At 30.4% G+C, this 25,086-nt stretch carries 22 protein-coding genes; all 22 read left to right on the forward strand.

Annotated features, from left to right (window positions below; all coding sequences use genetic code 11):
- Window positions 1-97: 97 nt before the first annotated feature.
- Window positions 98-718: a recombination mediator RecR gene (recR, locus tag ACFSC2_RS02445; RefSeq protein WP_379816023.1), complete on the forward strand. Its 621-nt coding sequence runs from the start codon at window positions 98-100 to the stop codon at window positions 716-718.
- A 70-nt stretch (window positions 719-788) separates the two neighbouring features.
- Complete coding sequence (locus ACFSC2_RS02450; protein WP_379816024.1) at window positions 789-1,583, forward strand: polysaccharide biosynthesis/export family protein; 795 nt, start codon at window positions 789-791, stop codon at window positions 1,581-1,583.
- A gap of 14 nt (window positions 1,584-1,597) precedes the next feature.
- Window positions 1,598-4,039 (forward strand): polysaccharide biosynthesis tyrosine autokinase, encoded by a 2,442-nt coding sequence (locus tag ACFSC2_RS02455; RefSeq protein WP_379816025.1) that lies wholly within the window; start codon window positions 1,598-1,600, stop codon window positions 4,037-4,039.
- 5 nt (window positions 4,040-4,044) lie between these two features.
- A complete protein-coding gene (locus ACFSC2_RS02460; RefSeq protein WP_379816026.1) occupies window positions 4,045-5,025 on the forward strand; it encodes an SDR family oxidoreductase in 981 nt (326 codons plus the stop codon).
- 34 nt (window positions 5,026-5,059) lie between these two features.
- Window positions 5,060-6,451, forward strand: a complete 1,392-nt coding sequence (locus ACFSC2_RS02465) for a UDP-glucose 6-dehydrogenase (protein WP_379816027.1) — start codon at window positions 5,060-5,062, stop codon at window positions 6,449-6,451.
- 76 nt (window positions 6,452-6,527) lie between these two features.
- On the forward strand, window positions 6,528-6,992 hold the full coding sequence (locus ACFSC2_RS02470) for a UpxY family transcription antiterminator (protein ID WP_379816028.1): 465 nt from the start codon (window positions 6,528-6,530) through the stop codon (window positions 6,990-6,992).
- A gap of 226 nt (window positions 6,993-7,218) precedes the next feature.
- Window positions 7,219-8,532: a nucleotide sugar dehydrogenase gene (locus ACFSC2_RS02475; protein ID WP_379816029.1), complete on the forward strand. Its 1,314-nt coding sequence runs from the start codon at window positions 7,219-7,221 to the stop codon at window positions 8,530-8,532.
- Window positions 8,533-8,565: 33 nt separating this feature from the next.
- Window positions 8,566-9,573 (forward strand): mannose-1-phosphate guanylyltransferase, encoded by a 1,008-nt coding sequence (locus ACFSC2_RS02480; RefSeq protein WP_379816030.1) that lies wholly within the window; start codon window positions 8,566-8,568, stop codon window positions 9,571-9,573.
- 11 nt (window positions 9,574-9,584) lie between these two features.
- Complete coding sequence (gene rfbB, locus ACFSC2_RS02485; protein ID WP_379816031.1) at window positions 9,585-10,631, forward strand: dTDP-glucose 4,6-dehydratase; 1,047 nt, start codon at window positions 9,585-9,587, stop codon at window positions 10,629-10,631.
- Between the two features lie 4 nt (window positions 10,632-10,635).
- Complete coding sequence (locus ACFSC2_RS02490) at window positions 10,636-13,062, forward strand: SLBB domain-containing protein (RefSeq protein ID WP_379816032.1); 2,427 nt, start codon at window positions 10,636-10,638, stop codon at window positions 13,060-13,062.
- Between the two features lie 6 nt (window positions 13,063-13,068).
- Window positions 13,069-14,142 (forward strand): Wzz/FepE/Etk N-terminal domain-containing protein, encoded by a 1,074-nt coding sequence (locus tag ACFSC2_RS02495; RefSeq protein ID WP_379816033.1) that lies wholly within the window; start codon window positions 13,069-13,071, stop codon window positions 14,140-14,142.
- A gap of 66 nt (window positions 14,143-14,208) precedes the next feature.
- On the forward strand, window positions 14,209-14,979 hold the full coding sequence (rfbF, locus tag ACFSC2_RS02500) for a glucose-1-phosphate cytidylyltransferase (protein ID WP_379816034.1): 771 nt from the start codon (window positions 14,209-14,211) through the stop codon (window positions 14,977-14,979).
- A 2-nt stretch (window positions 14,980-14,981) separates the two neighbouring features.
- Window positions 14,982-16,061, forward strand: a complete 1,080-nt coding sequence (gene rfbG, locus ACFSC2_RS02505) for a CDP-glucose 4,6-dehydratase (protein ID WP_379816035.1) — start codon at window positions 14,982-14,984, stop codon at window positions 16,059-16,061.
- Window positions 16,054-16,920, forward strand: coding sequence for an NAD-dependent epimerase/dehydratase family protein (locus ACFSC2_RS02510; RefSeq protein WP_379816036.1), 867 nt, complete (start codon window positions 16,054-16,056; stop codon window positions 16,918-16,920). The genes rfbG and ACFSC2_RS02510 overlap by 8 nt, the downstream gene beginning before the upstream one ends.
- A 4-nt stretch (window positions 16,921-16,924) precedes the next feature.
- The gene (locus ACFSC2_RS02515) at window positions 16,925-17,329 is read left to right on the forward strand and encodes a polysaccharide biosynthesis C-terminal domain-containing protein (protein WP_379816037.1); all 405 of its coding nucleotides are present in this window, start codon (window positions 16,925-16,927) and stop codon (window positions 17,327-17,329) included.
- A 34-nt stretch (window positions 17,330-17,363) separates the two neighbouring features.
- A complete protein-coding gene (wzx, locus tag ACFSC2_RS02520; RefSeq protein WP_379816038.1) occupies window positions 17,364-18,749 on the forward strand; it encodes an O-unit flippase-like protein in 1,386 nt (461 codons plus the stop codon).
- A gap of 6 nt (window positions 18,750-18,755) precedes the next feature.
- Window positions 18,756-19,739: a glycosyltransferase gene (locus ACFSC2_RS02525; RefSeq protein ID WP_379816039.1), complete on the forward strand. Its 984-nt coding sequence runs from the start codon at window positions 18,756-18,758 to the stop codon at window positions 19,737-19,739.
- Window positions 19,740-19,794: 55 nt separating this feature from the next.
- The gene (locus tag ACFSC2_RS02530; protein WP_379816040.1) at window positions 19,795-21,051 is read left to right on the forward strand and encodes a glycosyltransferase family 4 protein; all 1,257 of its coding nucleotides are present in this window, start codon (window positions 19,795-19,797) and stop codon (window positions 21,049-21,051) included.
- A gap of 23 nt (window positions 21,052-21,074) precedes the next feature.
- Window positions 21,075-21,803 (forward strand): glycosyltransferase family 2 protein, encoded by a 729-nt coding sequence (locus tag ACFSC2_RS02535; protein WP_379816041.1) that lies wholly within the window; start codon window positions 21,075-21,077, stop codon window positions 21,801-21,803.
- Entirely contained in the window at window positions 21,793-23,073 is a 1,281-nt protein-coding gene (locus tag ACFSC2_RS02540) for an O-antigen polymerase (protein ID WP_379816042.1), read from the forward strand. Before ACFSC2_RS02535 ends, ACFSC2_RS02540 begins: the two co-directional genes overlap by 11 nt.
- The gene (locus tag ACFSC2_RS02545) at window positions 23,060-23,989 is read left to right on the forward strand and encodes a glycosyltransferase family 2 protein (RefSeq protein WP_379816043.1); all 930 of its coding nucleotides are present in this window, start codon (window positions 23,060-23,062) and stop codon (window positions 23,987-23,989) included. Before ACFSC2_RS02540 ends, ACFSC2_RS02545 begins: the two co-directional genes overlap by 14 nt.
- Window positions 23,990-25,084, forward strand: coding sequence for a glycosyltransferase (locus tag ACFSC2_RS02550; RefSeq protein ID WP_379816044.1), 1,095 nt, complete (start codon window positions 23,990-23,992; stop codon window positions 25,082-25,084). It begins immediately after the preceding gene.
- Window positions 25,085-25,086 lie beyond the last annotated feature (2 nt).

A 25,086-nucleotide genomic window follows, 5' to 3' on the forward strand; every position in this document is an offset into this window, starting at 1 on the left:
AAACTCTTTTGAGGTTTGAAGAAATCTTAATTTGAAACTAAATAATAGTAAAGTAATTAAGGTTATAAAGAAACTTTAAAGTGTTATTTTTGTCGTCATGGAATTTTCATCAAAATTAATAGAAAAAGCAGTAGGCGAAATCTCTCAGCTTCCAGGTATTGGTAAGCGTACGGCATTGCGTTTGGTACTTCATTTACTGAAACAACCTAAAGAACAAACTGCTTTTTTGTCTCAGGCGCTTTTAGCAATGAGAGAAGATATTAAATTTTGTGAAAGTTGTCATAATATTTCGGATACTAAAGTCTGTGAAATTTGCGCTAATGATAACAGAAATCATAGAACGATTTGTGTTGTTGAAGATATTCGAGATGTAATGGCAATTGAAAATACGGGGCAATATAAAGGAATCTATCACGTATTAGGAGGTAAAATTTCTCCCATTGAAGGAGTTGGTCCCAGTCAATTGATGATTTTCAGTTTAGTTGAAAAAGTAAAAGCAGGAAAGGTTGATGAGATTATTTTTGCTTTAAGTTCAACTATGGAAGGAGATACTACTAATTTCTACATTTATAAACAAATTGCAGACAAGGATATTATAATTTCAACAATTGCGAGAGGAATCTCTGTTGGCGACGAACTTGAATATGCTGATGAGATTACTCTAGGACGAAGTATTCTACATCGAATTCCATTTGAAAAGACATTTAAAAATAATTAACCATCCCCAAATTAAACTTAGATTTCCTGAAAATTAAAGGAAAAGCTATATTTGCGACAAATTTAAACTGATGACAAAAAAAAGCATTTATATCTTACTATTAATTAGTACGTTATTTACTTCTTGTATTCCCCTGAAAGAATTGGTATATCTGCAGGATAAAAGCACCTCAAGTGAACAAAATAATATAAAAGAAGTTGATTTAAAACCTTACAGATTACAGGTAAATGATATTATTAGTATTAATATAAAAGCGATTGATCCTAAATTGGTTTCGATTTTTAATACATCAGAAAATGGTTCTTCTACGACGGCTAAATCTGAATCTACACTTTACTTTGATGGTTTTACAGTTGATGATCACGGAAATATCAGAATGCCGATTTTAGGTGAAATAAATGTTATCGGATATACTTTAGAAGAAGTTCGTATTAAAATTGAAAAAAAATTATTAGAGGAATATTTTAAAAGTGAAGCAAATCTTTTTGTCACAGTCAAATTAGGAGGCTTTAGGTATACAATTAATGGCGAAGTAGGTAGTACAGGTACTAAAATGTTATTTAAAGAACATGTAAATATTATGGAAGCTATAGCTAATGCTGGGGATATTACTACCGTGGGAAATAGGCGAGCGGTAACAGTTATTCGCCAGAATCCAACTGGAGTACAAATGCAAGAGTTAGACTTAACAGATGTTGATGTAATGAAATCACCGTTCTATAATCTACAGCCAAACGATTATATCTATGTGAAACCTTTAAGACAGAAAACTTGGGGGACAGGACAAACAGGAATTCAGTCCATTGGAACAATCATTACGCTGTTGTCCTTGGCAACAACGGTATATCTAATTATCAAAAACTAAAGAAGATTTAAAAGATGTTAGATATAAAAGATTTCTCGATTTTTGAAAATCATTCCAATTTTGATTTTAAAGGCTTTTTATTAAAAATTCTCAGCTATTGGAAATGGTTTTTAATAAGTTTAATTATAACATTCACTATTGCGTATCAAGTAAACATTCGTAAAGAGAAAATTTACACGATGCAGACTGTTGTTTCTATAAAGGAGGAAAGCAATCCCTTTTTTACTTCAAATACTAGTTTAGTATTTAATTGGGGTGGAATATCAGATCAAGTAAATGGCATATCTACTATTTTACAATCTAGATCTCACAATGAAAGGGTGGTTGATAAACTGCAATTTTATATCGATTATCTTGAACAAGGAAAATATAACCTTATTGACTCTTATGGTCAGGTTCCTTTTTATCTTGAAATAGATAAAACTAAACCGCAGCTTGCAAATACATTAATTGGAATAAAGTTTTTAACTGCAAATGAATATCAAATTCAGGTGCTGTTTGAAAATAGTTCGGTTCCGACGATAACGTATAGTACTAATGCCTATACATCTGTTTCGGTTGTGCCGACAAACTTTACAAAAAGATTTAAAGTTGGAGAACGTGTAATAATGCCTTTTTTGAATTGGAAATTGCAGATTAATGATAATCCAGGTATTTACATTGGAAAAGAATATTTTGTGAGATTCAATGATTTTGATGAAACAGTTTCAAAATATAAAGGATTGAATGTTGATGGAGATAAAGGTGGTGGTTCAATATTGACCTTGTCTATGCAGGGAACCAATAAAGCAAGAATGGTTGATTATTTAAACTCGACTGTAAAAATGCTAATAAAAATACAGCTTGATGGTAAAAATCAATTTGCTACCAATACTATTCAATTTATTGACAGTACTTTAGTTGCAATGGAATCTCAGTTAAAACAGACAGGGAATGAATTAAAATCATTTCAAAAAGATAAAAACATCTATGAAATTGAGCAAGGTGGTGCTGGAGCATCAGATAGAATAATGAGCTTTGATGTTGAAAAAGATAAGGTAACAAGAAAAATAGCCTATTATAATTCATTAAAAGCATATTTAAATAACAGCAATGATTATTCAAGATTACCTGCTCCTTCTGTAGCTGGAATAGAAGATCCTAATATTGTGAGCAATGTTAGTAAACTGATAGCTCTATCTACTCAAAGATCAGAAATGGCTTATGCTGTAAAAAGTGAAAAGATATTCAGGGATTTTGATAATCAGATGGTTGCCGTTAAAAATGTTCTTTTAGAAAATATTGCTTCTGCAAAATCTTCGTTATTATACGATTTATCATTAGTTAACTCTAAGATTGGTCAAGCCGAAAGTGCAGTTAGAAAATTACCTCAAGAACAGCAAGAACTTTTGAAGATCAAAAGAAAGTATGATTTAAATGATAATATTTACAGTGAATTTTTGAAAAAAAGAAATGAAGCAGAAATCGTAAAAGCTTCTAATTTATCAGATATTCATTTTATTGATCCAGCAAAAGATGTAGGAGCAGGATTAATTGGTCCAAAAACATCTGTTAATTATGTTATGGCATTGTTTTTAGGAATACTTATTCCGCTTTTATTTGTTTTTGGAATATTTTTTATAAATAATTCGATTCAAAACTCAGATGATATTTCCAAATTAACGCAAATACCAATTATTGGCGTTGTTGGTGTAAACAAAGACGTAGTAAGTCTAGCCGTATTTGATAAGCCTAAATCGGCTCTTTCAGAGGCATTTAGAGGAATACGTTCTTCTCTTCAGTTTTTATATAAAAAACAACAATTGAGTGGTTCCAAAACATTAATGATAACTTCTTCTATTAGTGGCGAAGGAAAGACATTTTGTTCAATAAATATTGCAACTGTATTTGCATTAAGTGAAAAGAAAACTGTAATTGTTGGTCTAGATTTAAGAAAGCCAAGGTTGGCAGATGAATTTAATTTAACTACACCTTTAGGAGTTGTAAATTATTTAATTAGACAAAATAGTTTAAAAGAAATTACGAATAGCACTCCAATACCTAATTTAGATGTAATTCTTTCTGGGCCAATTCCCCCAAATCCTTCTGAGTTGATCTTGAGTGATGCTATGGCTGAATTGGTTAATGAGCTTAAACAAAAATACGATTACATCATATTAGATACTCCTCCAGTTGGTTTGGTTGCAGATGCATTAGAATTGGTTCAATTTGCTGATGTGACATTGTATATTGTGAGGCAGAATTACACTAAAAAAGACATGATAACGTTGTTAAATAACAGGGTTAAAAGAGGTGAATTGAATAACGCAAGTATTGTTCTAAATGGTTATCAGAATAAAGCAAAATATGGCGCAACTTACGGTTATGGTTATGGAGCTTATGCAAATGGTTATCATGAAGAAGAAGTGAAAACGGGCTTTTGGAAAACTCTTCTTAGTAAATTTAGAAAAGATTAAATGTTATGAGTGAAGCAGAAAATACAATTTTAATTACTGGTGGCGCAGGTTTCATAGGTTCAAATTTATGTGAATACTTTCTGCAAAAAGGATATAAAGTAATTTGTTTAGACAATTTTTCAACTGGACATCGTCATAATCTGAATAATTTTATTAATCATCCAAATTTTAAATTGATTGAGGGAGATATAAGAAATATTTCAGATTGTAATAATGCAGCAGATGGTGTAGATTTTGTTTTGCATCAAGCCGCATTAGGGTCTGTTCCGAGATCTATAAATGATCCTATAACCACGAATGAGGTAAATGTTTCTGGTTTTTTAAATATGCTGGTTGCTGCAAGAGATGCTAAAGTAAAACGTTTTATATATGCTGCAAGTTCTTCTACATATGGTGATTCTCAAGGTCTGCCAAAAGTAGAAGATATCATTGGTAAACCACTGTCTCCTTATGCGATTACAAAATATGTGAACGAACTTTATGCAGAAATTTTTAGTAATGCATATGGTATAGAAACAATCGGATTACGATATTTTAACGTGTTTGGAAGAAAACAAGATCCAAACGGAGCTTATGCAGCTGTAATTCCTAAGTTTATTTCACAATTGATAAAACACGAAAGCCCGATTATAAATGGCGATGGAAACTATTCTCGTGATTTTACTTATATTGATAATGTGATCCAAATGAATGAACTGGCCATGACATCTCAAAATAAAGAGGCAGTTAATACAGTTTATAATACGGCTTTTGGCGATCGAAATACTTTGAATGATTTGGTTGGATATCTTAAAAGATATTTGTCTGAATTCGATTCAAAAATAGCAGATATATCCGTGATTTATGGAGAAAATAGAGCAGGAGATATTCCACATTCATTAGCATCGATAGAAAAAGCTAAAGCCAATCTGGGGTACGATCCTAAATATTCGTTACAAGATGGATTAAAAGAAGCGATTAGCTGGTATTGGGAAAACTTAAAATAATAAAATTTAAACGATCAAGATAATAGTTATATAAATGAAAATTACAAAGATTTGCTGTATAGGTGCTGGTTATGTTGGAGGTCCAACGATGGCTGTTATAGCTCAAAAATGCCCACACATTCAGGTAACAGTCGTTGATTTGAATGAACAAAGAATCAAAGATTGGAATGATCCGAATACAGATAATATCCCAATTTACGAACCAGGATTATCCCAAATAGTATCGGAAGCTCGTGGTCGAAATTTGTTTTTTTCAACAGAAGTTGATAAAGCAATAGATGAAGCAGAAATGATTTTTATATCAGTAAATACGCCAACTAAAACTTACGGAAAAGGTAAAGGGATGGCAGCTGATTTAAAATATATAGAATTATGTGCTAGACAAATTGCTAGAGTAGCGAAACAAAATAAAATTGTAGTCGAAAAATCGACTTTGCCCGTAAGAACTGCAGAAGCAATTAAAAGTATTTTGGATAATACTGGAAATGGAGTTCAATTTCAAATATTGTCAAATCCGGAATTTTTAGCTGAGGGAACTGCTGTTACAGATTTGCTTAATCCGGACCGAATTTTAATTGGAGGTGATACAACTCCAGAGGGAGAAGAAGCGATAAATTCTTTAGTTGATGTTTATGCAAATTGGGTAAGTAAAGATAGAATTTTAACAACGAATGTTTGGTCTTCAGAACTTTCTAAATTAACTGCTAACGCATTTTTAGCACAAAGAATTTCTTCAATAAATGCCATGTCGGAATTATGTGAAAAAACGGGTGCAGACGTTAATGAAGTGGCTAAAGCGATTGGAATGGACAGTCGAATAGGGCCTAAGTTTCTTAAAGCTTCTGTTGGTTTTGGAGGTTCTTGTTTTCAGAAAGATATTTTAAATCTGGTGTACATTGCGAAAACATACGGTTTAAATGAAGTTGCTGATTATTGGGAACAGGTGATTATAATGAATGATCATCAGAAAAGAAGATTTTCTAATAAGATTGTTCAAACATTATATAATACAGTGGCTGATAAAAAAATTGCTTTTTTAGGCTGGGCTTTCAAAAAAGATACAAACGACACTAGAGAATCTGCAGCTATCTATGTTGCTGATGATTTAATAAACGAACAAGCTAAAATTGCGGTTTATGATCCGAAAGTATCAAAAAATAAAATGTTAAATGATCTAGATTATTTAGAAACAAGAACAAGTTTAGATAATAAAGAGTATTTGAATGCGTTTGATAATGCTTATGAGGCTTGTCAAGGAGCTCATGCTGTTGCTGTTTTAACAGAATGGGATGAATTTACGAATTATGATTGGAAAAAAATCTATGATTCTATGCACAAACCAGCATTTGTTTTTGACGGAAGAAATATTTTGAATTCGAAAGAATTAGAAGCAATTGGATTTGTTTACAGTAGAATAGGATCATAAGATATAATTTTAAGATTTTGGCTCTTATTCAAAAAGTAGCTCAGAAAAGTTTTAATTCAATTTTAAACGAAAAGTTATGAATTGGTATGTGGTTTACACAAAACCGAAATGGGAAAAGAAGGTTGCCGAAAAACTAAATCAAATAGGAATTGAATGCTATTGTCCTTTGATGTTCCAGATAAAGCAGTGGTCGGATAGAAAGAAAAAAATTGAGGTGCCTCTTTTTAATTCATATGTATTTGTTCATTTAGAAGATATAGATCGAAATAAGGTTTTTGAAGTTGCAGGAGCAGTTAGATATTTATTTTGGTTAGGAAAACCTGCCATTGTTAAAGATGTAGAAATTGAAAATATTAAAATAAATCTAAAAGCTGACAACATAAGTGAAATTTCCGTTTCCCCCATTAAAGCAGGAGACAAAATTACATTAGAATCTGGAGTATTTGCCAAACAGAATGCAACCGTTCAGGAAGTATCCCATAATTATTACACACTCGTATTAGAATCTTTGGGCTGTGTACTTAAAATAAAATATAAATAACTTGCAAAAAAGCAGAAGAAAAATAACCTTTTGGAAAATTTTCTTCTGTTTTTTTATAAAGTAAATTTTTACAGGCTGATTAGGAGTAAGTTGTCGATTGTTTTGTCGTTATTGCGGGAAACTGTATTGATTTCCTAGACTTATTGTACTATATTTGCCGAAAATGATTAATTTAGGTATCTGTGTCACTGCTTTGTGACTTGGAAGGGCGAAGCCGTGAATTAAGATGATTGAAGTGAATTTAAAGAGAAGTAAATTGGAAAATGATATAAAAATTGCAGTAATTGGACTAGGTTATGTCGGATTGCCTTTAGCTCGATTATTTGCTACAAAATATTCTGTTGTTGGGTTTGATATCAATGAATCAAGAGTTTCTTCTTTAAAGTCTGGAATTGATACGACTTTGGAGGTTGAAAGAGCGGTTCTGAAAGAAGTATTATTAAATTCCTCTACTACAGAAATAGGATTATTTTGCACTTCCTCTATCAAAGATATTGAAGATTGTAACTATTATGTTGTCACAGTTCCTACACCAGTGGACAAAAATAATCGTCCAGATTTGACCCCTTTATATAAATCGAGTGAGACTGTGGGTAAAGTACTAAAAAAAGGAGATATCGTTATTTATGAATCAACTGTATATCCAGGAGTAACTGAAGAACAATGTGTGCCGGTTTTAGAAAGAGTTTCGGGACTTAAATTTAACGAAGACTTTTTTGCTGGATATTCACCAGAAAGAATAAATCCAGGAGATAAAGAACACACAGTCGAAAAAATTTTAAAAGTAACTTCAGGTTCAACCCCAGAAATAGGTTTAAAAGTAGATTCATTATATAAATCAGTTATTATAGCTGGAACTCATTTGGCACCAACTATAAAAGTGGCTGAAGCGGCAAAAGTTATTGAGAATTCTCAAAGAGATATCAATATCGCTTTTGTAAACGAATTGGCTAAAATATTCAATTTAATGAATATTGATACACAGGAAGTCTTGGATGCTGCAGCTACAAAATGGAATTTTTTACCTTTTAAACCAGGGCTTGTGGGAGGACATTGTATAGGAGTAGACCCTTATTATTTGGCCCAACGAGCACAAGAGTTTGGTTATCATCCGGAAATAATTCTGGCAGGAAGACGTTTAAATGACAGTATGGGGGAATATGTGGCTTCGCAAATCGTTAAATTGATGATTAAAAAAGGTATTTCTGTTAATGGGGCTGAGTTATTAATGCTTGGTATAACATTTAAAGAAAATTGTCCAGATGTTAGAAATACTAAAATTGTTGATGTTGTTAAAGCCTTAAAGGATTATGGAATAACAGTTACTATTTTTGATCCGCTTGCAAATGGGGATGATGTAAAAAAAGAATATAATTTAGTAACATCAGAATTTGTTCCCAACAATAAATTTGATGCTATTGTTCTAGGAGTTTCACATAAAGAATTTTTAGAATTGGACTTTGCTGAATTGCAAAAATCAAATAGTTTAATATATGATGTAAAAGGAGTTTTAGGAGCTTTAGCTGATAACAGGCTTTAGTTTTAAAATTACCTTTTTTTATTTATAAAATATATGAGTTTAGATAAATCCGTAACACACGTAATTCTTACTGGGGGAGTTGGAAGTCGACTTTGGCCGCTTTCACGCAAAAGCAGACCCAAACAATATCTTGAAATATTTGAAGGGAAATCTTTATTTGAAATGACAGTAGAAAGAAATAGTCATTTAGCTAATAAAGTAATGGTTGTTGGAAATATTGACAATCATCAATTAAGCGGAAATGTAATGGGTAAAACCAATACTTCGTACATAAACATTGTAGAAGCAACACCAAGAAATACTGCTGCAGCTATTGCCTTTGCAGCATTTGCTTCAGAGCCAGATGATATATTAATTATTACACCATCGGATCACATTATTGATTTAATGGAAAATTATAATCAAGCTATAAGCGAAGCCGTTTCAAAAGCTAACGATGGGTTCATTGTAACATTTGGAGTAATACCCACTAAACCTGAAACAGGTTATGGTTATATCGAAGCTAAAGGTGATAAAGTTATTTCATTTCGTGAAAAACCAAATGAAACTACCGCAAAGGAATTTATAGCAAAAGGTAATTTCCTATGGAATAGTGGTATGTTTTGTTTTAAGGCAAATGTTCTTTTAGAAGAATTGAAGCAATATCAACCAGATGTTTATGAAAAATCAAAAGCAGTTTGGGAAGCAAGTAAAAATGGCTTTTTAGATTTCAATTTATCAATGGAAATTCCATCGATCAGTATTGATTATGCCGTGATGGAGCGTAGCAAAAAGATCAAAGTAGTACCTGCTTCATTTTCATGGTCAGATTTAGGATCTTTTGAATCTGTTTACGATTATTTGGTAGGTAAAGGACATGCGGTCGATACAAATGGTAACATGGTAATAGGATGCGATAAACACACCACTTTTTTAGGGGTTAAAAATACCATTTTTGTTTATACAGATACTGCTAATTTAATTTTACAAAAAGAAAGTTCACAAGATGTAAAAGATATCTATAGTGAATTAGAAAAGATAAATTCAGAATTATTAAATTAATTAAAATTTAAATGAAAAAAATTTTAATAACTGGTGGGGCTGGCTTTATTGGTTCACATGTTATAAGACGTTTTGTAAATAGATATCCAGATTATCAGATTTTTAATTTAGATGCTTTAACATACGCAGGAAATCTCGAGAATATTAAAGATATCGAAAATAAATCTAATTACACCTTTGTGAAAGGTGATATTGTAGACGAGTCATTTATTAATGAACTTTTTTCAATCCATAATTTTGATGGAGTTTTGCATTTAGCAGCAGAATCGCATGTAGATCGTTCAATCGAGGACCCACTGGCTTTTGTGAAAACAAATGTTATCGGAACAATGAATTTATTGAACGCCGCTAAAAATCAATGGAAAGACAATTTTGAAGGAAAAAGATTTTATCATATTAGTACGGATGAAGTTTACGGTTCGTTAGGAGCTGAAGGTTTATTTACAGAAACTACTCCTTATGATCCAAATTCGCCTTATTCTGCTTCAAAAGCAAGTTCAGATCATTTTGTAAGAGCTTATGGAGAAACTTATGGACTTCCTTATGTTTTAACAAATTGCTCTAACAATTATGGCTCATTTCATTTTCCTGAAAAATTAATCCCGCTATTTATAAACAACATCATTAATAATAAACCTCTTCCAGTGTATGGAGATGGAAATTATACTCGCGATTGGCTTTTTGTAGAAGATCATGCTATTGCGATCGATTTAGTTTTTCATGAAGGAAAAAACCATGAGACTTATAATATTGGAGGTTTTAATGAGTGGAAGAACATCGACTTAGTAAAATTACTTTGCAAAATTATGGATCAAAAACTTGGACGTGAGAATGGAGATTCTGAGAAGTTGATAACTTATGTAAAAGACAGACCGGGACATGATTTAAGATACGCCATTGATGCATCTAAAATTAATAAAGAATTAGGATGGCAACCTTCCGTCACTTTTGAAGAAGGACTTGAAAAAACAATTAATTGGTATTTGAACAATACTGAATGGTTACAGAACGTAACTTCTGGTGCCTATAAAGAATACTACCAAAAACAATATTCATAAATCTATGAAAAAAATAACATACGTTCTTCTTTTGCTTTTTTCACTTACTATGTCTTTAAGTGTTAATGCTCAAGATATAATGAAGTCTAAAGACTTAAGTACCGTTAATGTAGATTATTTATCGGAAGATGATTTGGCAAAAATCAGTGCGCAGCTAAAAAGTAATAATGCAACAATTGATCAGGTTGAGCCAATGGCATTGTCAAAAGGAATGACTCAGGCTAATTTCAACAAGTTGAGGGCTAAGTTGAATGAATATACAAAGAAAAATGCCAACCCAGTAGAGAAGAATTTTGAGAAAGTAGAAAAAAAAACTGATTCAGGCAGAAAACAAGACGCAATAAAAAATGTCAAAGTAAAAGATTCTGCAAATGCTATTATTTTCGGATCTGAGCTATTTGATAATCCAACCCTTAATTTTGAACCGGATTTAAAAATGGCAACTCCTATGAATTATATTTTAGGACCAGGAGATGAACTTCAAGTTACAGTGTATGGAGTACAGGAATATAACGGAACGCTACCTGTTAGTGTGGAAGGAAAAATTTCTATTGAATATGTGGGACAGATCGCTGTTTCCGGAATGACAATAGAAGCGGCAACGCAAAAAATAAAAGCATCAATAGCAAGAGTTTATAGCACGGTTAGATCAGGTCAGTCGCAAGTAAGTGTAAGCTTGGGTAAAATTAGAACAATAAAAATTACAGTAGTTGGAGGAAAACAGCCGGGCAATTACTCAATATCTTCTTTAGCTACAGTTTATAATGCATTACATTTAGCAGGTGGACCTGGAAAAAACGGCAGTTATAGAAATATAGAGTTAATTAGAAATAATAAAGTCTATAAAAACATAGATATTTATAGATTTTTAGTAAAAGGAGATCAATCAGATAATGTCAGTTTGAAAGAAAACGATGTTATTAGAATTCCTGCTTATACACAAAGAGTGACAATAGATGGTGAGGTAAAACGTCCTGGTATTTTCGAAATGAAAAAAGGAGAAACATTTGCAGATTTATTAGGTTTTGCCTCAGGATTTAATGAATTTGCTTATACCGCTTCTGTTAACGTAGTTCAAAAAACTGGCAAAGAATTTAAGGTTCACGACATTAACGAAGGTGAGTTTAAAACCTATCAACCTCAATCTGGAGATGTTTTCAGAGTAACTAGGATTTTGAATCGTTTTGAGAATCGTATTAAAATTGAAGGAGCAGTTTTTAGACCAGACTATTATTCATTCACAGAAGGGATGAGAATTTCAGATCTTATAACTAGAGCAGAAGGTTTGAAAGAAGATGCTTATAGTAAGCGAGCAAGAATTATTCGTTTAAAAACAGATTTAACTACAGAAATTGTCAACGTTAATCTTGAAGCAGCATTATCAGGAGATCTTAGTGCTGATATTGAATTAAAGAGAGAAGATATAGTAACTGTTTATTCTATTTTGGATTTTAGAGAAGAGTATAAAGTTACAATTGATGGGGAAATTAAAAATCCAGGAGAATACGATTACTATGAAAATTTAACTTTAAACGATTTAGTTGTACAGGTTGGAGGTTTGACAGGTTCAGCATCTAAGAGAGTTGAAATTGCCAGAATGGTAAAATCAGATGAAATCGATGATGCAGATCCAAAAAGAGTCGAATTAGTAGAACTTGAAATTACCGCTGATAATAATGAGCAGGTTAAAAATTTTGTATTAAAACCATTCGATGTTATTAATATTAGAAGAATGGCTGTTTACGAAAAACCTCAAATGGTCACGATAAGTGGTGCGGTAAGCTATCCGGGAAAATATGTTTTAGCGAATAAGAAAGAAACGGTTTATAATGTTGTAATGAGAGCGGGAGGATTAACTTCTATTGCCAATCTAGATGGAATGAAAATTAAAAGGCCAATAAAAGAAGAACAAATTGAGACATTAGAACGAATAGATTTAAATTTAGATAAAAGTGATACCATAAAAGGAAAGCTTGCTAAGAAACTTAAGGAGGATTTGAAATTTGCTACGATTCCAGTAAATTGGGAAAAAATCGTTAAAGACAAAAGTCATTTTTCTAATGTTACACTATTTCCAGGTGATGAAATTGAAGTTTCAGTATATAATGAAGGTGTAAAAGTTACAGGTAATGTATTGTTGACTTCTGAAATACCTTACAGAAGCGGTAAAGGATTTAAGTATTACTTAAATGCAGTTGGAGGTGTTGATAATAAAGGATGGAAAAGAAAAGCATATATCATTTATCCAAATGGAAAAGCAGATGTAACAACTTCATTTTTGTTTTTTAGGTCTTACCCTAAAGTTGAGCCAGATTCGCAAATTGTTGTTCCAGAAAAACCTGAAAGAAAGAAAATGACTGCAGGAGAATGGGTTGGTATCGGAAGTGTAATTTCGAGTTTAGCCTTATTAATTGTAACAGCTTTTAAATAAATTTCGGTGGAAAAAAGAACTATTGAAAACGAAGAAATTTCGTTAAAAGATCTATTAAAAAAGATTAAAGAGTGGTACTCCTATTTGTTAACTCAATGGAAAATTATTGTTTTAGCAGGAATAATTGGAGCAAGTTTGGGATTAGTATATTCGCTCAAAAAAAAACCAATTTATACGGCAACTTTAACATTTGCTGTAGAAGATGAGAAATCTAGTGGTGGTTTAGGAGGAGCATTAGGATTAGCTAGTTCTTTCGGTATTGATGTAGGTGGTGGCGGTGGAAGTATTTTTTCAGGTTCGAATCTAACAGAATTGTTTAAATCTCGCTCGATGGTAGAGCAAACTTTAATGACACCCGTTAATGTAAATGGAGAAGTAATTTCTCTAGCTGAAATGTACATTCAAAACAATAAATGGAGAGAGAAATGGAATAATAATTCTAAAATAAAGAATATAAAATTTTTACCAGATATAAATCATAAATACTTTACAAGGGTACATGATAGTATTATGGGGGTGATATATAAAAATTTATCAAAAAATGCCTTATCTGTAGCTCAGAAAGATAAAAAAATTTCCATAATTTCAATTGATGTGTCTTCAAATAATGAATTGTTTTCACTTTATTTTTGTCAAGCACTTGCCAATCAGGTTGGTACGTTCTATGTAAATACTAAAAGCAAAAAGGCGCGAATGAATATGGAAATTCTTGAACACCAAGTAGATTCTATAAGATCAGAACTTAACAGCGCTATTACGGGAGTTGCAATTGCTAACGATAACACTTTTAATTTGAATCCAGCACTGAATGTACGCCGTGCTCCTTCGGCTAGAAGACAAGTTGATGTGCAAGCAAATACTGCTATTTTAACAGAATTGGTGAAGCAGGCAGAATTGGCAAAAGTAACGTTACGTAAAGAAACTCCTCTAATTCAAGTTATTGATAAGCCAATTTTGCCATTACCTAAAGAGTCTTTTGGTAAAATGAAAGGAATAGTTTTAGGTGCAGTCCTAGCCACTTTTTTAGTTTTATTTATCTTGATTTCTAAAATGATATATATTAAATTTCTTAAAGATTAAATTCAAGCATTATAAAAGTGAGATATTAAGGGTATTGTTAAAATTTTAAATTTTTATAAAAATAAGATGAAAGTAGTTTTACTAGCAGGAGGTTTTGGAACAAGGATTTCTGAAGAAACAGTATTAAAGCCAAAGCCAATGATTGAAATTGGTGGAATGCCAATTTTATGGCATATAATGAAAACTTATTCGTTTCACGGATTCAATGATTTTGTTATTTGTTGTGGTTACAAGGGGTATGTAATAAAAGAATATTTTGCAAATTATTTTTTACACAGATCCGATGTTACTATTTCTTTAAAAGACAATTCATTAAAAGTGCATGATTCACAGGCAGAACCATGGACTATAACGTTAGTAGATACGGGAGTAGATTCTATGACAGGAGGTCGCATTAAACGTATTAAACCGCATATAGGTAATGAACCCTTTTTGTTGACTTATGGTGATGGTGTCTCTGATGTTGATATCAGAAGTTTGGTAGATTTCCATAATGGCAACGGGAAATTATGTACGGTGACTTCTGTACAACCATCTGGAAGATTTGGTGCATTAGATATTAAGGAGAATAATGAAGTACATTCTTTTTTGGAAAAACCAAAAGGGGATGGCTCTTGGATTAATGGTGGATATTTTGTCTGTCAGCCTGAAGTTTTTGATTATATAGAAGGAGATTCCACTACTTTTGAGAAAGAGCCAATGGAAAAACTTGCTTCAGATGGTCAAATGGTTGCATATAAGCATTCAGGTTTTTGGAAACCCATGGATACGCTAAGAGATAGAACTGAATTAGAGGAAAGTTGGATTACAGGCAAGGCGGCTTGGAAAGTATGGTAATTATGTTGGAGAAATTAAAAAATACCTATAAAGGCAAAAAAGTTTTTTTGACTGGTCATACAGGTTTTAAAGGATCTTGGCTACTCAAAATTTTGATATTTTTAGGGGCAGATGTGAAAGGATTTTCTTTAGAACCTAAAAGTAATGAAGACTTGTATTATTTAATAAATGGAGATTCAATTTGTAATTCTATTATTGGTGATTTACGAGATAGAAAAAAACTAACTGAATCAATTTTGAACTTTGAGCCTGATTTTGTTTTCCATTTAGCGGCACAGCCTTTGGTTCGGTTGTCTTATGAAATCCCTTCAGAGACTTTTGAAATAAATGCCATAGGGACTGCAAATTTATTAGATGCAATTCATTTATTAAATAAGCCTTGTACTACCGTTATGATAACTACTGATAAAGTTTATCATAATAATGAGTGGGAGTATCCTTATCGTGAAAGTGATCGTTTAGGTGGTTATGATCCTTACAGTGCAAGTAAAGCTTGTGCAGAATTAGTAATAGACTGTTATAGAAATTCATTTTTTAATGTCAAAGATTATCACGTTCATCAAAAAAGTATCGGTGTAGCAAGAGCTGGTAATGTAATAGGTGGAGGTGATTGGTCAGATAATAGGTTGATTCCTGATATAGCAAAAGCTTTTACACTAAAAAAACCTGTTGTTATACGTAATCCTGATTCTGTTAGACCTTGGCAGCATGTATTAGAACCACTTTACGGGTATTTATTATTAGGAACTAAGTTAGCAGATAATCCTAAAAAGTTTAGCCAAGAATATAATTTTGGGCCTCAATTGTCTGATGCTTTATCGGTTAAGGAAATGTTGGAATTAGCTATGAAAAGTTGGGAAGAAGGAAGTTATGTTGTTCAGAAAATTGAGGGTGAACCACATGAAGCAGGTTTGTTAAAACTTGACATAAGTAAAACTACAGCTGAATTACAATGGAAACCAAAAATGAATGCACAACAAGCTGTTAGTATGACGATGGATTGGTATAGTAAGTTCAATTCTAGTAAAGAAGAAATAGAGGATTTTACATTACAACAAATAAAATTTTTTTTCAATGAGTAAAAGCATTATTATAACAGGTGCAACGGGATATCTTGGGTTTAAGTTTTTGAAACATCTGCTAAAAGATAATTTTAATATTTGTATTATTAAAAGACCAACTTCAGATATATCAAAATTAAGAGATTTGTCCAAAAACATTAAATTCTATAATAATGATGACATTAGCATTTGTAATCTTTTTTTTGAAAATAGTGTAGAAACAATTATCCATTTTTCTACTTTATATGGTAGAAAAGGAGAAACTTTATTTGAAATTAAAGATGCTAATTTAGACTTTCCCTTAATCTTATTAAAATATGCAATTGATAATAATGTTAAATATTTTATCAATACAGGAACCTCATTGCCATATCTTACAAATCAATACTCATTATTTAAAAATCAATTTGCAGAATGCCTCGATTTTTTCTCTTCAAAAATTGTGACACTAAATATTTTGCTTGAACATTTTTATGGACCAGATGATGAAGATTCGAAATTCATAACTTCGATGATTGGTAAAATGAAAAATAATATTGCAAACATTGAACTTACTGCGGGTACTCAATTAAGAGATTTTATATTTATTGAGGATGTTATAAATGCATACATGTGTTTGTTAGATAATTTAGATAAATTTAAAGGATATAACGTCCTGCCATTAGGTTCGGGTGAAGTCGTTACTATAAGAACAATTGTTGAGACAATAAAAAAAGAATCGGGGAGTGATTCTAACTTATTATTTGGAAAAATTCCTATGCGAGAAAATGAATTATTATGTTCCGATGCTGATATTTCAAAATTAAAAAGTTTAGGATGGTATCCTAAATTTAATCTTACTGAAGGAATAAAATTGACGGTTGCATCATATAAAAATTAAAAAAATGACGTTATTATCTAAGATAAAAATTATTGAAAGGAAAAAAATTGAAGATTCTAGAGGTTGGTTTTTAAAAGTAATAAATGGTTACGAGGATAATATACCAAGTTACACGGGAGAAGTTTATCTTACGAATGCGACCCCTGGCGAAGCAAAAGGAGGGCACTATCATGAGAAAGCAAATGAATGGTTTACACTTGTAACTGGAGAAGCTGAGTTAAAGTTAGTAGATACTTTAACTAATGAGAGATTGACTATAAATTTGTCATCAATTACACCAAAAACTGTTTATGTTCCTAATAATGTTGCTCATATTTTTATAAATAATTCAGAGCAAGATTTTATTTTGCTTGCATATTCAGATCAATTATTTGTGCCAGAAGATACAATTCCTTTTAATGAATTTTAGCTTTCTGTTATATAAATTGATTAATTTCATTTAAATGATTATACAAATTGATAAATTCGATATTATATGGACCTATTTATCGAAGTTTTTAAGAATAGGTCAAGGTTTAATTTTACTTCCTTTGATTCTTCGATTCTTACCAACTGATCAAATTTCAATATGGGCTTTATTTTCAACAATTACAGCTTTAATAAGTGTATTTGATTTAGGATTTAGTAATGTTTTTTCAAGAAATTTAACTCAGATATTATCAGGTAAAAAAGTAAAGTTGTTGGATGAGGGATCGTCTGATGATCGAAATGAAGATACTTTGGACTTGTATAGTTTAAAGAAACTAATAATAATAATGAAGAAATTTTATGGTTACATATCACTATTGCTTTTATTATTGTTGGTGACTATTGGCACTTATTATATTTATTATATAGGAAAGGATGTTGAGAATAAAACTCAACTTTATTTTTCTTGGGCTTTTTTAATTGGAAGTTCAATTTTGAATTTTTTTTATAATTATTTAACTATAATATTAGAAAGCAAGGGCCTAATTAAAGAAACTCAGAAAATAAGTGTTTATGGAATAATGCTTTCTATGGTATTTGCTATTGTTGGAATATTTATGGGGTATGGTTTGATAGCAATAACTTTTTCAGGTTTTATTTCAGTGCTTTTTAATAGATTTTTCCTGTATAGGTTATATAGTAAGGAAATTAGGCCTATGATACCTAATAAAATTTTTGCATTTGATGTTTCTTATTTTAAGGAAATATGGTCTGTCACCTATAAAGTAAGTATTGCATCTATTTCGTCAATTGCTATATACAGATCTGGTATAATAATTATCTCATTATTTTTACCCTTAAAAGAAGCAGGTATTTTCGCTTTTTCGATGAATTTAGCTTTTATATTATCTGAAGTTTCCTTTATGTATTTTTATACACATTTACCACAAGTTAATTCGATGGTTTTTCATCATGACAATAGCGGGTTAAAAAAAATTTTTCTATCAAGTATAATAATGTCATTTTTTTCTCTTTTTCTGGGAGGATTTGTTTTAGTCTTTTTAGGGGATTATATTTTGCATTTTATTGGTAGTAAAATGACTTTAATTCCAGCAATTCCATTTTCATTTGTAATACTAATACTTTTACTGGATCAGATTCAGAATATGTCTACTTTTATTTTGTTTTCCGAGAATAAATTAAATTATATGTGGCCGTATGCTATTTCGGCGACAATAATAATTTTAAGCACATTAATATTATGTAAATTAATGCCTATTTATTTATCGGTTATTCTTCCTCAATTTTTAATCCAGCTTAGTTTTAATTATTGGTTTTGGCCAAAACAAATTTTTGACAAATTAGAAGTTAAAATCACAGATTTTAAGAACTGTATACCATTCAATATTTCAAAACAGTAAAATAAGATGACAATTTCCTTTTGTATACCTACTCTAAATAGAGCGGATTTTCTTGTTAAAACACTCAAGTCAATATGTTCGGATCAAAGCTATAGCTCTCAATTTGAAATATGTATTTATAATAATTTTTCTAATTCAAGTTACCTTGATGTAGAGAATGAGATTGAAGAATTGTCAAAGGAATTTAATATAAAATATAAAAAGGGCACTTCTAGAGTTGAAATTGATCAAAGTATGTTTGAGGCTATTTCTCCAGCTGTTGGCGAATATCTGTTTTTAATTGGGGATGATGACTATTTAAAAGAAGGAGGATTAAAAGAAATATTTAATTTAATAAAAGAAGAAGAGTTTGATTTGTCAGTATTCAACGCACTGCGTGTAACTGATAATAGTGCTGATGAAGTACAGCTAATTGGATTTTATGATAAAAAATATTCAGATTTTGATACGGCATTACTTGAATTGAAAGAATATTGCACATATGGTAATTTACTTGTTAAAAGAGAGTATATTAAGCACGATGATTTTAAATACCTTTTTGGCACATCTCATGCTTATGGTTGTTTTTGGTTATCGTTCTTTAGAAAGTATGAGCAAAACGTAATTCCTAAAATTATAGTTCCAAAAGAATCTGTTGTATGTTTGAGATATATGGAAAAAAATTACGACCTAATGGAAGTCACATTTAGACACTCTGATCTTGAACATAAATTATTTTTTAATGTTATAGGTGAAAAGTCAAAGAAGTTACTTGCAAAATTTGAATCACGTATAAACAAAAGATTTTCAACTGTAAGATTTTTTGTAGATCTAGGTATTTCGAATAATGATTTGGGTAGAATTAAAAGTATTAATTTGGATTTTTATAGAAAAAATAAAATTAAGATTTTTTTTTCTAAAATTCTTGTAAAACTTATTATGACTTTTAAGAAACAGATCAAACTTCTCTTAAAAATTAATTTTTTCCATAATTTGGTTTACAAAAAATGAATTTAAGTAGTTATAAAATTATTTATATAGTTACTTTTTATTATTAAGACGGTGTATGAAAATATTATTAGTAAATGCTTCTGATACACTAGGGGGCGCCGCTAGAGCATCTTACAGACTTCATAAATCACTTCTTAAAAAAAATGTAGATGTTGAAATGTTAGTTCAACTAAAACTAAGTGATGATTTCACTGTAAGAGATTATTCGGAATCTTTTTTTCAAAAAAAAATATCTAAAATAAGATCTCTTATAGATGGTTTACCAGTTAGAATGTATAAAGGACGTACAAAAACACTTTTTAGCCCTTCCTGGTTTGGTTTTAGCAATGTTGTAAAAAAAATTAATGCCGCAAAACCAGATATAGTTCATTTACATTGGATTAATGCAGGGATGATTAAGATTGAAGATTTGCGACGGATAAAGGCTCCTATTGTATGGACCTTACATGACAATTGGGCATTCACTGGTGGTTGCCATATTATGTGGGAATGCGATAAATATAAAACAAATTGTGGTTCCTGCCCTCTATTAGGTAGTCATGTTGAAAATGATCTAAGTAGAAGAGTATTCAATAGAAAGAAAAAGACTTTTGAAAAAATACCAAACTTAACGATAATTGGCCTCAGTAGATGGTTAGAAAATTGCGCAAAAGAAAGCAGTTTACTAAAAAAACATCAGGTTGTAAATCTTGCAAATCCAATTGATACAAACGTTTTTAAGCCATTAGCAAAAAAAACGGCAAGAGAATTATGGAATTTACCTTTAGATAAGAAATTGGTCTTATTTGGTGCTATGAGCGCAACTAGTGATATAAACAAAGGTTACAAAGAATTAGTCGAAGCATTATTACTTTTGAATGATAATGATGTTGAATTTGTAATATTTGGTAGTAGCGAACCTAAAGATAAGCCGCCTTTTAGCATGAAAACACATTATTTAGGTCAATTAACAGATGATGTAAGTTTGGTAAGTTTGTATAGTGCTGTTGATGTCATGGTCGTGCCAAGTTTGCAAGAGACATTGCCACAGTCTGCTACTGAATCAATGGCATGTGGAACACCGGTAGTTAGTTTTGCACACACAGGTTTATTGGATATCATTGAACATAAAAAAACAGGATATCTGGCTAAAACTTTGGATACAAGAGATTTAGCTTCTGGTATTGAGTGGGTTTTAGAAACATCAGATTATGAAAAATTATCACTTGCTGGAAGAGAAAAAATTGTAAATGAATTTGAAAGCTCATTTATCGCAAATAAATATTTACAATTATATGAGTCAATATTATCCAAATCGAAAACTCTACAGTAAAGTTTAAAAATAGATAGAAGGATATGGATGATAATCCAAAAATAAGCATAGTAACAGTTGTTTTTAATGGGGCAAGTACCTTAGAATCGACTATATTGAGTGTGATTAATCAGAATTACAAAAACATCGAATTTATAATTATAGATGGAGGTTCTACTGATGGTACTTTAGATCTTATAAAAAAATACGAAGATAAGATTAGTTTTTGGCATTCAGAACCAGATAAAGGCATATACGATGCAATGAATAAAGGCCTACTAAAAGCTAATGGTGAATGGTTGATGTTTTTAGGATGTGATGATTTACTATTGAATACTATTCATGAGATAGAGCCTTTGATGAAAGATAAAAGTTCAGTGTATTATGGTAATTCTTTTTTTAATAAAGAGTTGCTAATCTATGATGGGAAATTTAATGGTTTTAAATTAAGTAAAAAAAACATTTGTCATCAAGCTATCTTTTATCCAAAAATGATTTATAAAAAAAGAGAATATGATTTAAAGTATAAATTACTTGCAGATTATAATTATAACATAATTTGCTATGGTGATTCTAGATTAAATTTTGAATACATGCCTTTTTTAATTTCTGTATTTAATCAATATGGAAGTGTAAATCAAAGTATCGATAAAGTTTTTATGGATGATAAATACAAAATTGTTTCACTACATTTATCTAAAACTTATGCGGCTTATATAAAAATATATGATCTGTTAAAAGCAACAGTAAAGAAAATTATATATGACAAATGAAGCTTTTATAATACATTTATTAGAATCTTATGGAACGTACATAATTGCATTATTGATAAGTATTCTTGTTTTTATTACTTTGTACAGGAGGATTATAGCTTCAATATTTGATCCATTAGCTTTACAATTGTTATCTTCAATGTTTGGATTTTCAGTTGTTTTGTTTTTGTTTTTTGATAATTTGATAAGTCAGTTTTATTTTTCAAGTTATCTTTTTACTCAGTTTGCTTTTTGGTTTGGTTTTTTCCTGTTTAAAAAGACGAAATTAGTAGATGCAAATTTTCCAAGAATACGAATAAAGAACGAATTGTTATTAACAGAGTCTTGTTTTCTTGTTTTTTCGACTTTCAATGTTTTGTTACAAATCATAGCTTATCTACTTGTCGGTATCCCATTATTTCAGGAATCTAGATTAGAAACTTTTTCTGGAGGTAATGGTATAGGGATTATAAGTCGGTTTTTAAGTATTCTTGTAATAGGTGGATTGTTTACTGCAATAGCTACATATAAGCAAACAAAAAAAAGATGGATTAAGAATTGTGTTATTGCATATGGCATACTCTCTACCTTGTTTTTTGTGCTTTCAGGTAGTCGAGCTTCTTTTATAACTTTTCTTTTTGTATTATTTGTTTATAAGGCAGTAGAAGGTGAAAGAAAAAAAGGAGAGGCGAAAAAAAACTTGAAATTAGTAGTGATAATAGGTATAGTAGTAGTCTTAATAATGTCTATAAAAAGTGGTGATTTAGTATCTGCTTCAAGTGATTTTTTAGTTAGAATTGTTGGTTCTGGTGATGTATATTGGTCGGCTTATCCTGACGAAACGATTGAAAACATACTTCCTGCTAACCCATTTATGGCAATTTTCGGCGATTTTTTAGCGTCCTACCGAATTGTAGGCTGGGAAAGTATTCCGAAGTCTATTGGCTTGCAATTGTTTAATATGAATTATCCCTATTGGGATGTTGTTTTTGGCTCTAATGCTCGACATAATATTTTTGGCTATGTATATTTTGGTTATTTAGGCTCAATTTTATTTTCTTTTATTTTAGGCTTTATTTTAGGTCTTTTTAGAACTTATGGATTTAAAAAAATGAGAAATACAGGTATATTAGGCATGTTTTTTTGTGTTTTATATTTTCAAATTGTAAGTTTAGAAACAGATCTCCCTTACGTTATAGGTCAATTGAATTCTGTATTCATGACTTTTGTATTTATCACCCCATTTGTAGTAATAGTATATTTAACACAAAAAAAACATGAACGAATTTGAATTGCCTGTCGTTGACATCTTAATGGCAACATATAATGGAGAAAAATATTTGAAAGATCAAATAAATTCAATTTTATATCAAACTTACAAAAATTGGCGTTTAATAATTAGAGATGATAATTCTTCTGACAGAACAACTGAAATTATAAACAATTATGCTGACTTAGATCCTAGAATTATAATATGTAATGATGATAAAGGAAATTTGGGAGTTTTTAAAAATTTCATGGAATTGATTTCTATTTCAGATTCTCCTTATATTATGTTTGCCGATCAAGATGATATCTGGATAAATGATAAAGTTGAAGTTTCATTAAAATTTATAAGAAAAGTTGAAAAGGAAAATAGCCCAACGTTAGTGTTTTCAAATTCAATATTAATGAATGAAGGGTTAACTAAAAAGTTCGGTTTTAATTATAGAACCTCATTTAAGCCGGAGCTAACTAATTTTTTATTTTACAATGCGGGATATCAGGGTGCTGCAATGATTTTTAATATCGATTTAAAGAAGAAAATATTCCCTTTTTTTGATAATTGTCCTGTTCATGACTATCATATATCTTTAGTTGGTTTATTACTGGGGAATGTTTTTTATATTGATAGGCCTTTAATGTTGTATAGAAGGCATGAAAAAGCTACGACAGTACAAAATTTGACAATATTAAGCAGATTAAGATGGGTTTTGAAAAAAAAATCTTTCATATATGATGTTAAAATGCTTCATTATCTAAAAGCTTTTTCTAAACATTACGAATCAACAATTCCAGAAAGAAAGAAAAAAATTATCGAAGAATATTTTTTACTCGTGAGTAATGAATTATCGATGTTCAGGAAAGCCAGAATTGTTATGAAAAGTAAATTTACTTTACGAGGGAGTACATTATATTTAATTTTTAAATTATTCTCATTAAAATAAATGAAAGTTCTTCACATTATAAATAATTTGGGTACTGGCGGAGCCGAGAAATTACTAATAGACACTATTCCACTGTTTAACAAAAAAAAACGTCATGTTGATTTGTTAACTTTAGATGGAAATGAATATCCTTATTTAAAGAAGTTAAAAGCTTCGTCTTTTTTATCTGTTCATAGTCTTAATTCTAGAAATATTTATAATCCATTAAATATTTTTAAATTAATTCCTTATTTAAGGAAATATGATTTAATTCATGTACATCTTTTTCCTGCTCAGTACTGGGTTGTTTTAGCAAAGATTTTTTCATTTTCCAAAACAAAACTTGTTTTTACAGAGCATAGTACTTCAAATAAACGAATTGTTAATTCTTTTTTTAGAGTTATAGATAAATTTATTTATAAGTTTTATGCGAAGGTTATTTGTATTAGTGATGAAATAAAAGATGTTTTGGTTAAACATTTAACTATTGATGAATCCAAATTAATTGTTATTGAAAACGGTATAGATATTGAACTATTCACAAAAACAGTTTCAATAAATAAAAGTGAAATAAATAAAAATATCTTAGATAGTGATAAACTATTAATACAAGTTGCGGGATTTCGTTATCAAAAAGATCAGGTGACTGCAATAAAATGTTTGCAACATTTACCACAGGACATAAAATTACTTTTAGTTGGCGATGGAGAGTTTAGAAATGATCTTGAGAAATTGGTAAATAGTTTGGGATTGAATGAGAGGGTTTTCTTTTTAGGAATTCGTTTAGATGTGCCTGTTTTATTAAAATCTTCTGATATAGTTGTTATAAGTTCACATTGGGAAGGAATGCCCTTATCTGTTATTGAAGGTATGGCTTCTAACAAACCCGTTGTCGCTTCAAATGTTCCAGGGGTTTTTCAGTTAGTTGCTGATGCTGGTTTATTATTTCAAAAAGGTAACGATAGGGAGTTGGCTTCAAAAATTGAAGAATTATTATGTGATGATGTTTATTATAATGAAATAGCAGAGAAAGGTTTTAAACATGCTCAACAATTTGATGTTGGGAAAATGATAGAAAAGCAAATGATATTATATAAAGAATTGTTGGAAAAGTAATA

The organism is Flavobacterium artemisiae (assembly GCF_042678225.1).
GTDB lineage: Bacteria > Bacteroidota > Bacteroidia > Flavobacteriales > Flavobacteriaceae > Flavobacterium > Flavobacterium artemisiae.

What these genes read in the sequence shown, in the direction of transcription:
- recR (WP_379816023.1), top strand. Translation starts at nt 98, where the DNA reads ATGGAATTTTCATCAAAATTAATAGAAAAAGCAGTAGGCGAAATCTCT.
- ACFSC2_RS02450 (WP_379816024.1), top strand. Translation starts at nt 789, where the DNA reads ATGACAAAAAAAAGCATTTATATCTTACTATTAATTAGTACGTTATTT.
- ACFSC2_RS02455 (WP_379816025.1), top strand. Translation starts at nt 1,598, where the DNA reads ATGTTAGATATAAAAGATTTCTCGATTTTTGAAAATCATTCCAATTTT.
- ACFSC2_RS02460 (WP_379816026.1), top strand. Translation starts at nt 4,045, where the DNA reads ATGAGTGAAGCAGAAAATACAATTTTAATTACTGGTGGCGCAGGTTTC.
- ACFSC2_RS02465 (WP_379816027.1), top strand. Translation starts at nt 5,060, where the DNA reads ATGAAAATTACAAAGATTTGCTGTATAGGTGCTGGTTATGTTGGAGGT.
- ACFSC2_RS02470 (WP_379816028.1), top strand. Translation starts at nt 6,528, where the DNA reads ATGAATTGGTATGTGGTTTACACAAAACCGAAATGGGAAAAGAAGGTT.
- ACFSC2_RS02475 (WP_379816029.1), top strand. Translation starts at nt 7,219, where the DNA reads ATGATTGAAGTGAATTTAAAGAGAAGTAAATTGGAAAATGATATAAAA.
- ACFSC2_RS02480 (WP_379816030.1), top strand. Translation starts at nt 8,566, where the DNA reads ATGAGTTTAGATAAATCCGTAACACACGTAATTCTTACTGGGGGAGTT.
- rfbB (WP_379816031.1), top strand. Translation starts at nt 9,585, where the DNA reads ATGAAAAAAATTTTAATAACTGGTGGGGCTGGCTTTATTGGTTCACAT.
- ACFSC2_RS02490 (WP_379816032.1), top strand. Translation starts at nt 10,636, where the DNA reads ATGAAAAAAATAACATACGTTCTTCTTTTGCTTTTTTCACTTACTATG.
- rfbF (WP_379816034.1), top strand. Translation starts at nt 14,209, where the DNA reads ATGAAAGTAGTTTTACTAGCAGGAGGTTTTGGAACAAGGATTTCTGAA.
- rfbG (WP_379816035.1), top strand. Translation starts at nt 14,982, where the DNA reads ATGTTGGAGAAATTAAAAAATACCTATAAAGGCAAAAAAGTTTTTTTG.
- ACFSC2_RS02510 (WP_379816036.1), top strand. Translation starts at nt 16,054, where the DNA reads ATGAGTAAAAGCATTATTATAACAGGTGCAACGGGATATCTTGGGTTT.
- ACFSC2_RS02515 (WP_379816037.1), top strand. Translation starts at nt 16,925, where the DNA reads ATGACGTTATTATCTAAGATAAAAATTATTGAAAGGAAAAAAATTGAA.
- wzx (WP_379816038.1), top strand. Translation starts at nt 17,364, where the DNA reads ATGATTATACAAATTGATAAATTCGATATTATATGGACCTATTTATCG.
- ACFSC2_RS02525 (WP_379816039.1), top strand. Translation starts at nt 18,756, where the DNA reads ATGACAATTTCCTTTTGTATACCTACTCTAAATAGAGCGGATTTTCTT.
- ACFSC2_RS02530 (WP_379816040.1), top strand. Translation starts at nt 19,795, where the DNA reads ATGAAAATATTATTAGTAAATGCTTCTGATACACTAGGGGGCGCCGCT.
- ACFSC2_RS02535 (WP_379816041.1), top strand. Translation starts at nt 21,075, where the DNA reads ATGGATGATAATCCAAAAATAAGCATAGTAACAGTTGTTTTTAATGGG.
- ACFSC2_RS02540 (WP_379816042.1), top strand. Translation starts at nt 21,793, where the DNA reads ATGACAAATGAAGCTTTTATAATACATTTATTAGAATCTTATGGAACG.
- ACFSC2_RS02545 (WP_379816043.1), top strand. Translation starts at nt 23,060, where the DNA reads ATGAACGAATTTGAATTGCCTGTCGTTGACATCTTAATGGCAACATAT.
- ACFSC2_RS02550 (WP_379816044.1), top strand. Translation starts at nt 23,990, where the DNA reads ATGAAAGTTCTTCACATTATAAATAATTTGGGTACTGGCGGAGCCGAG.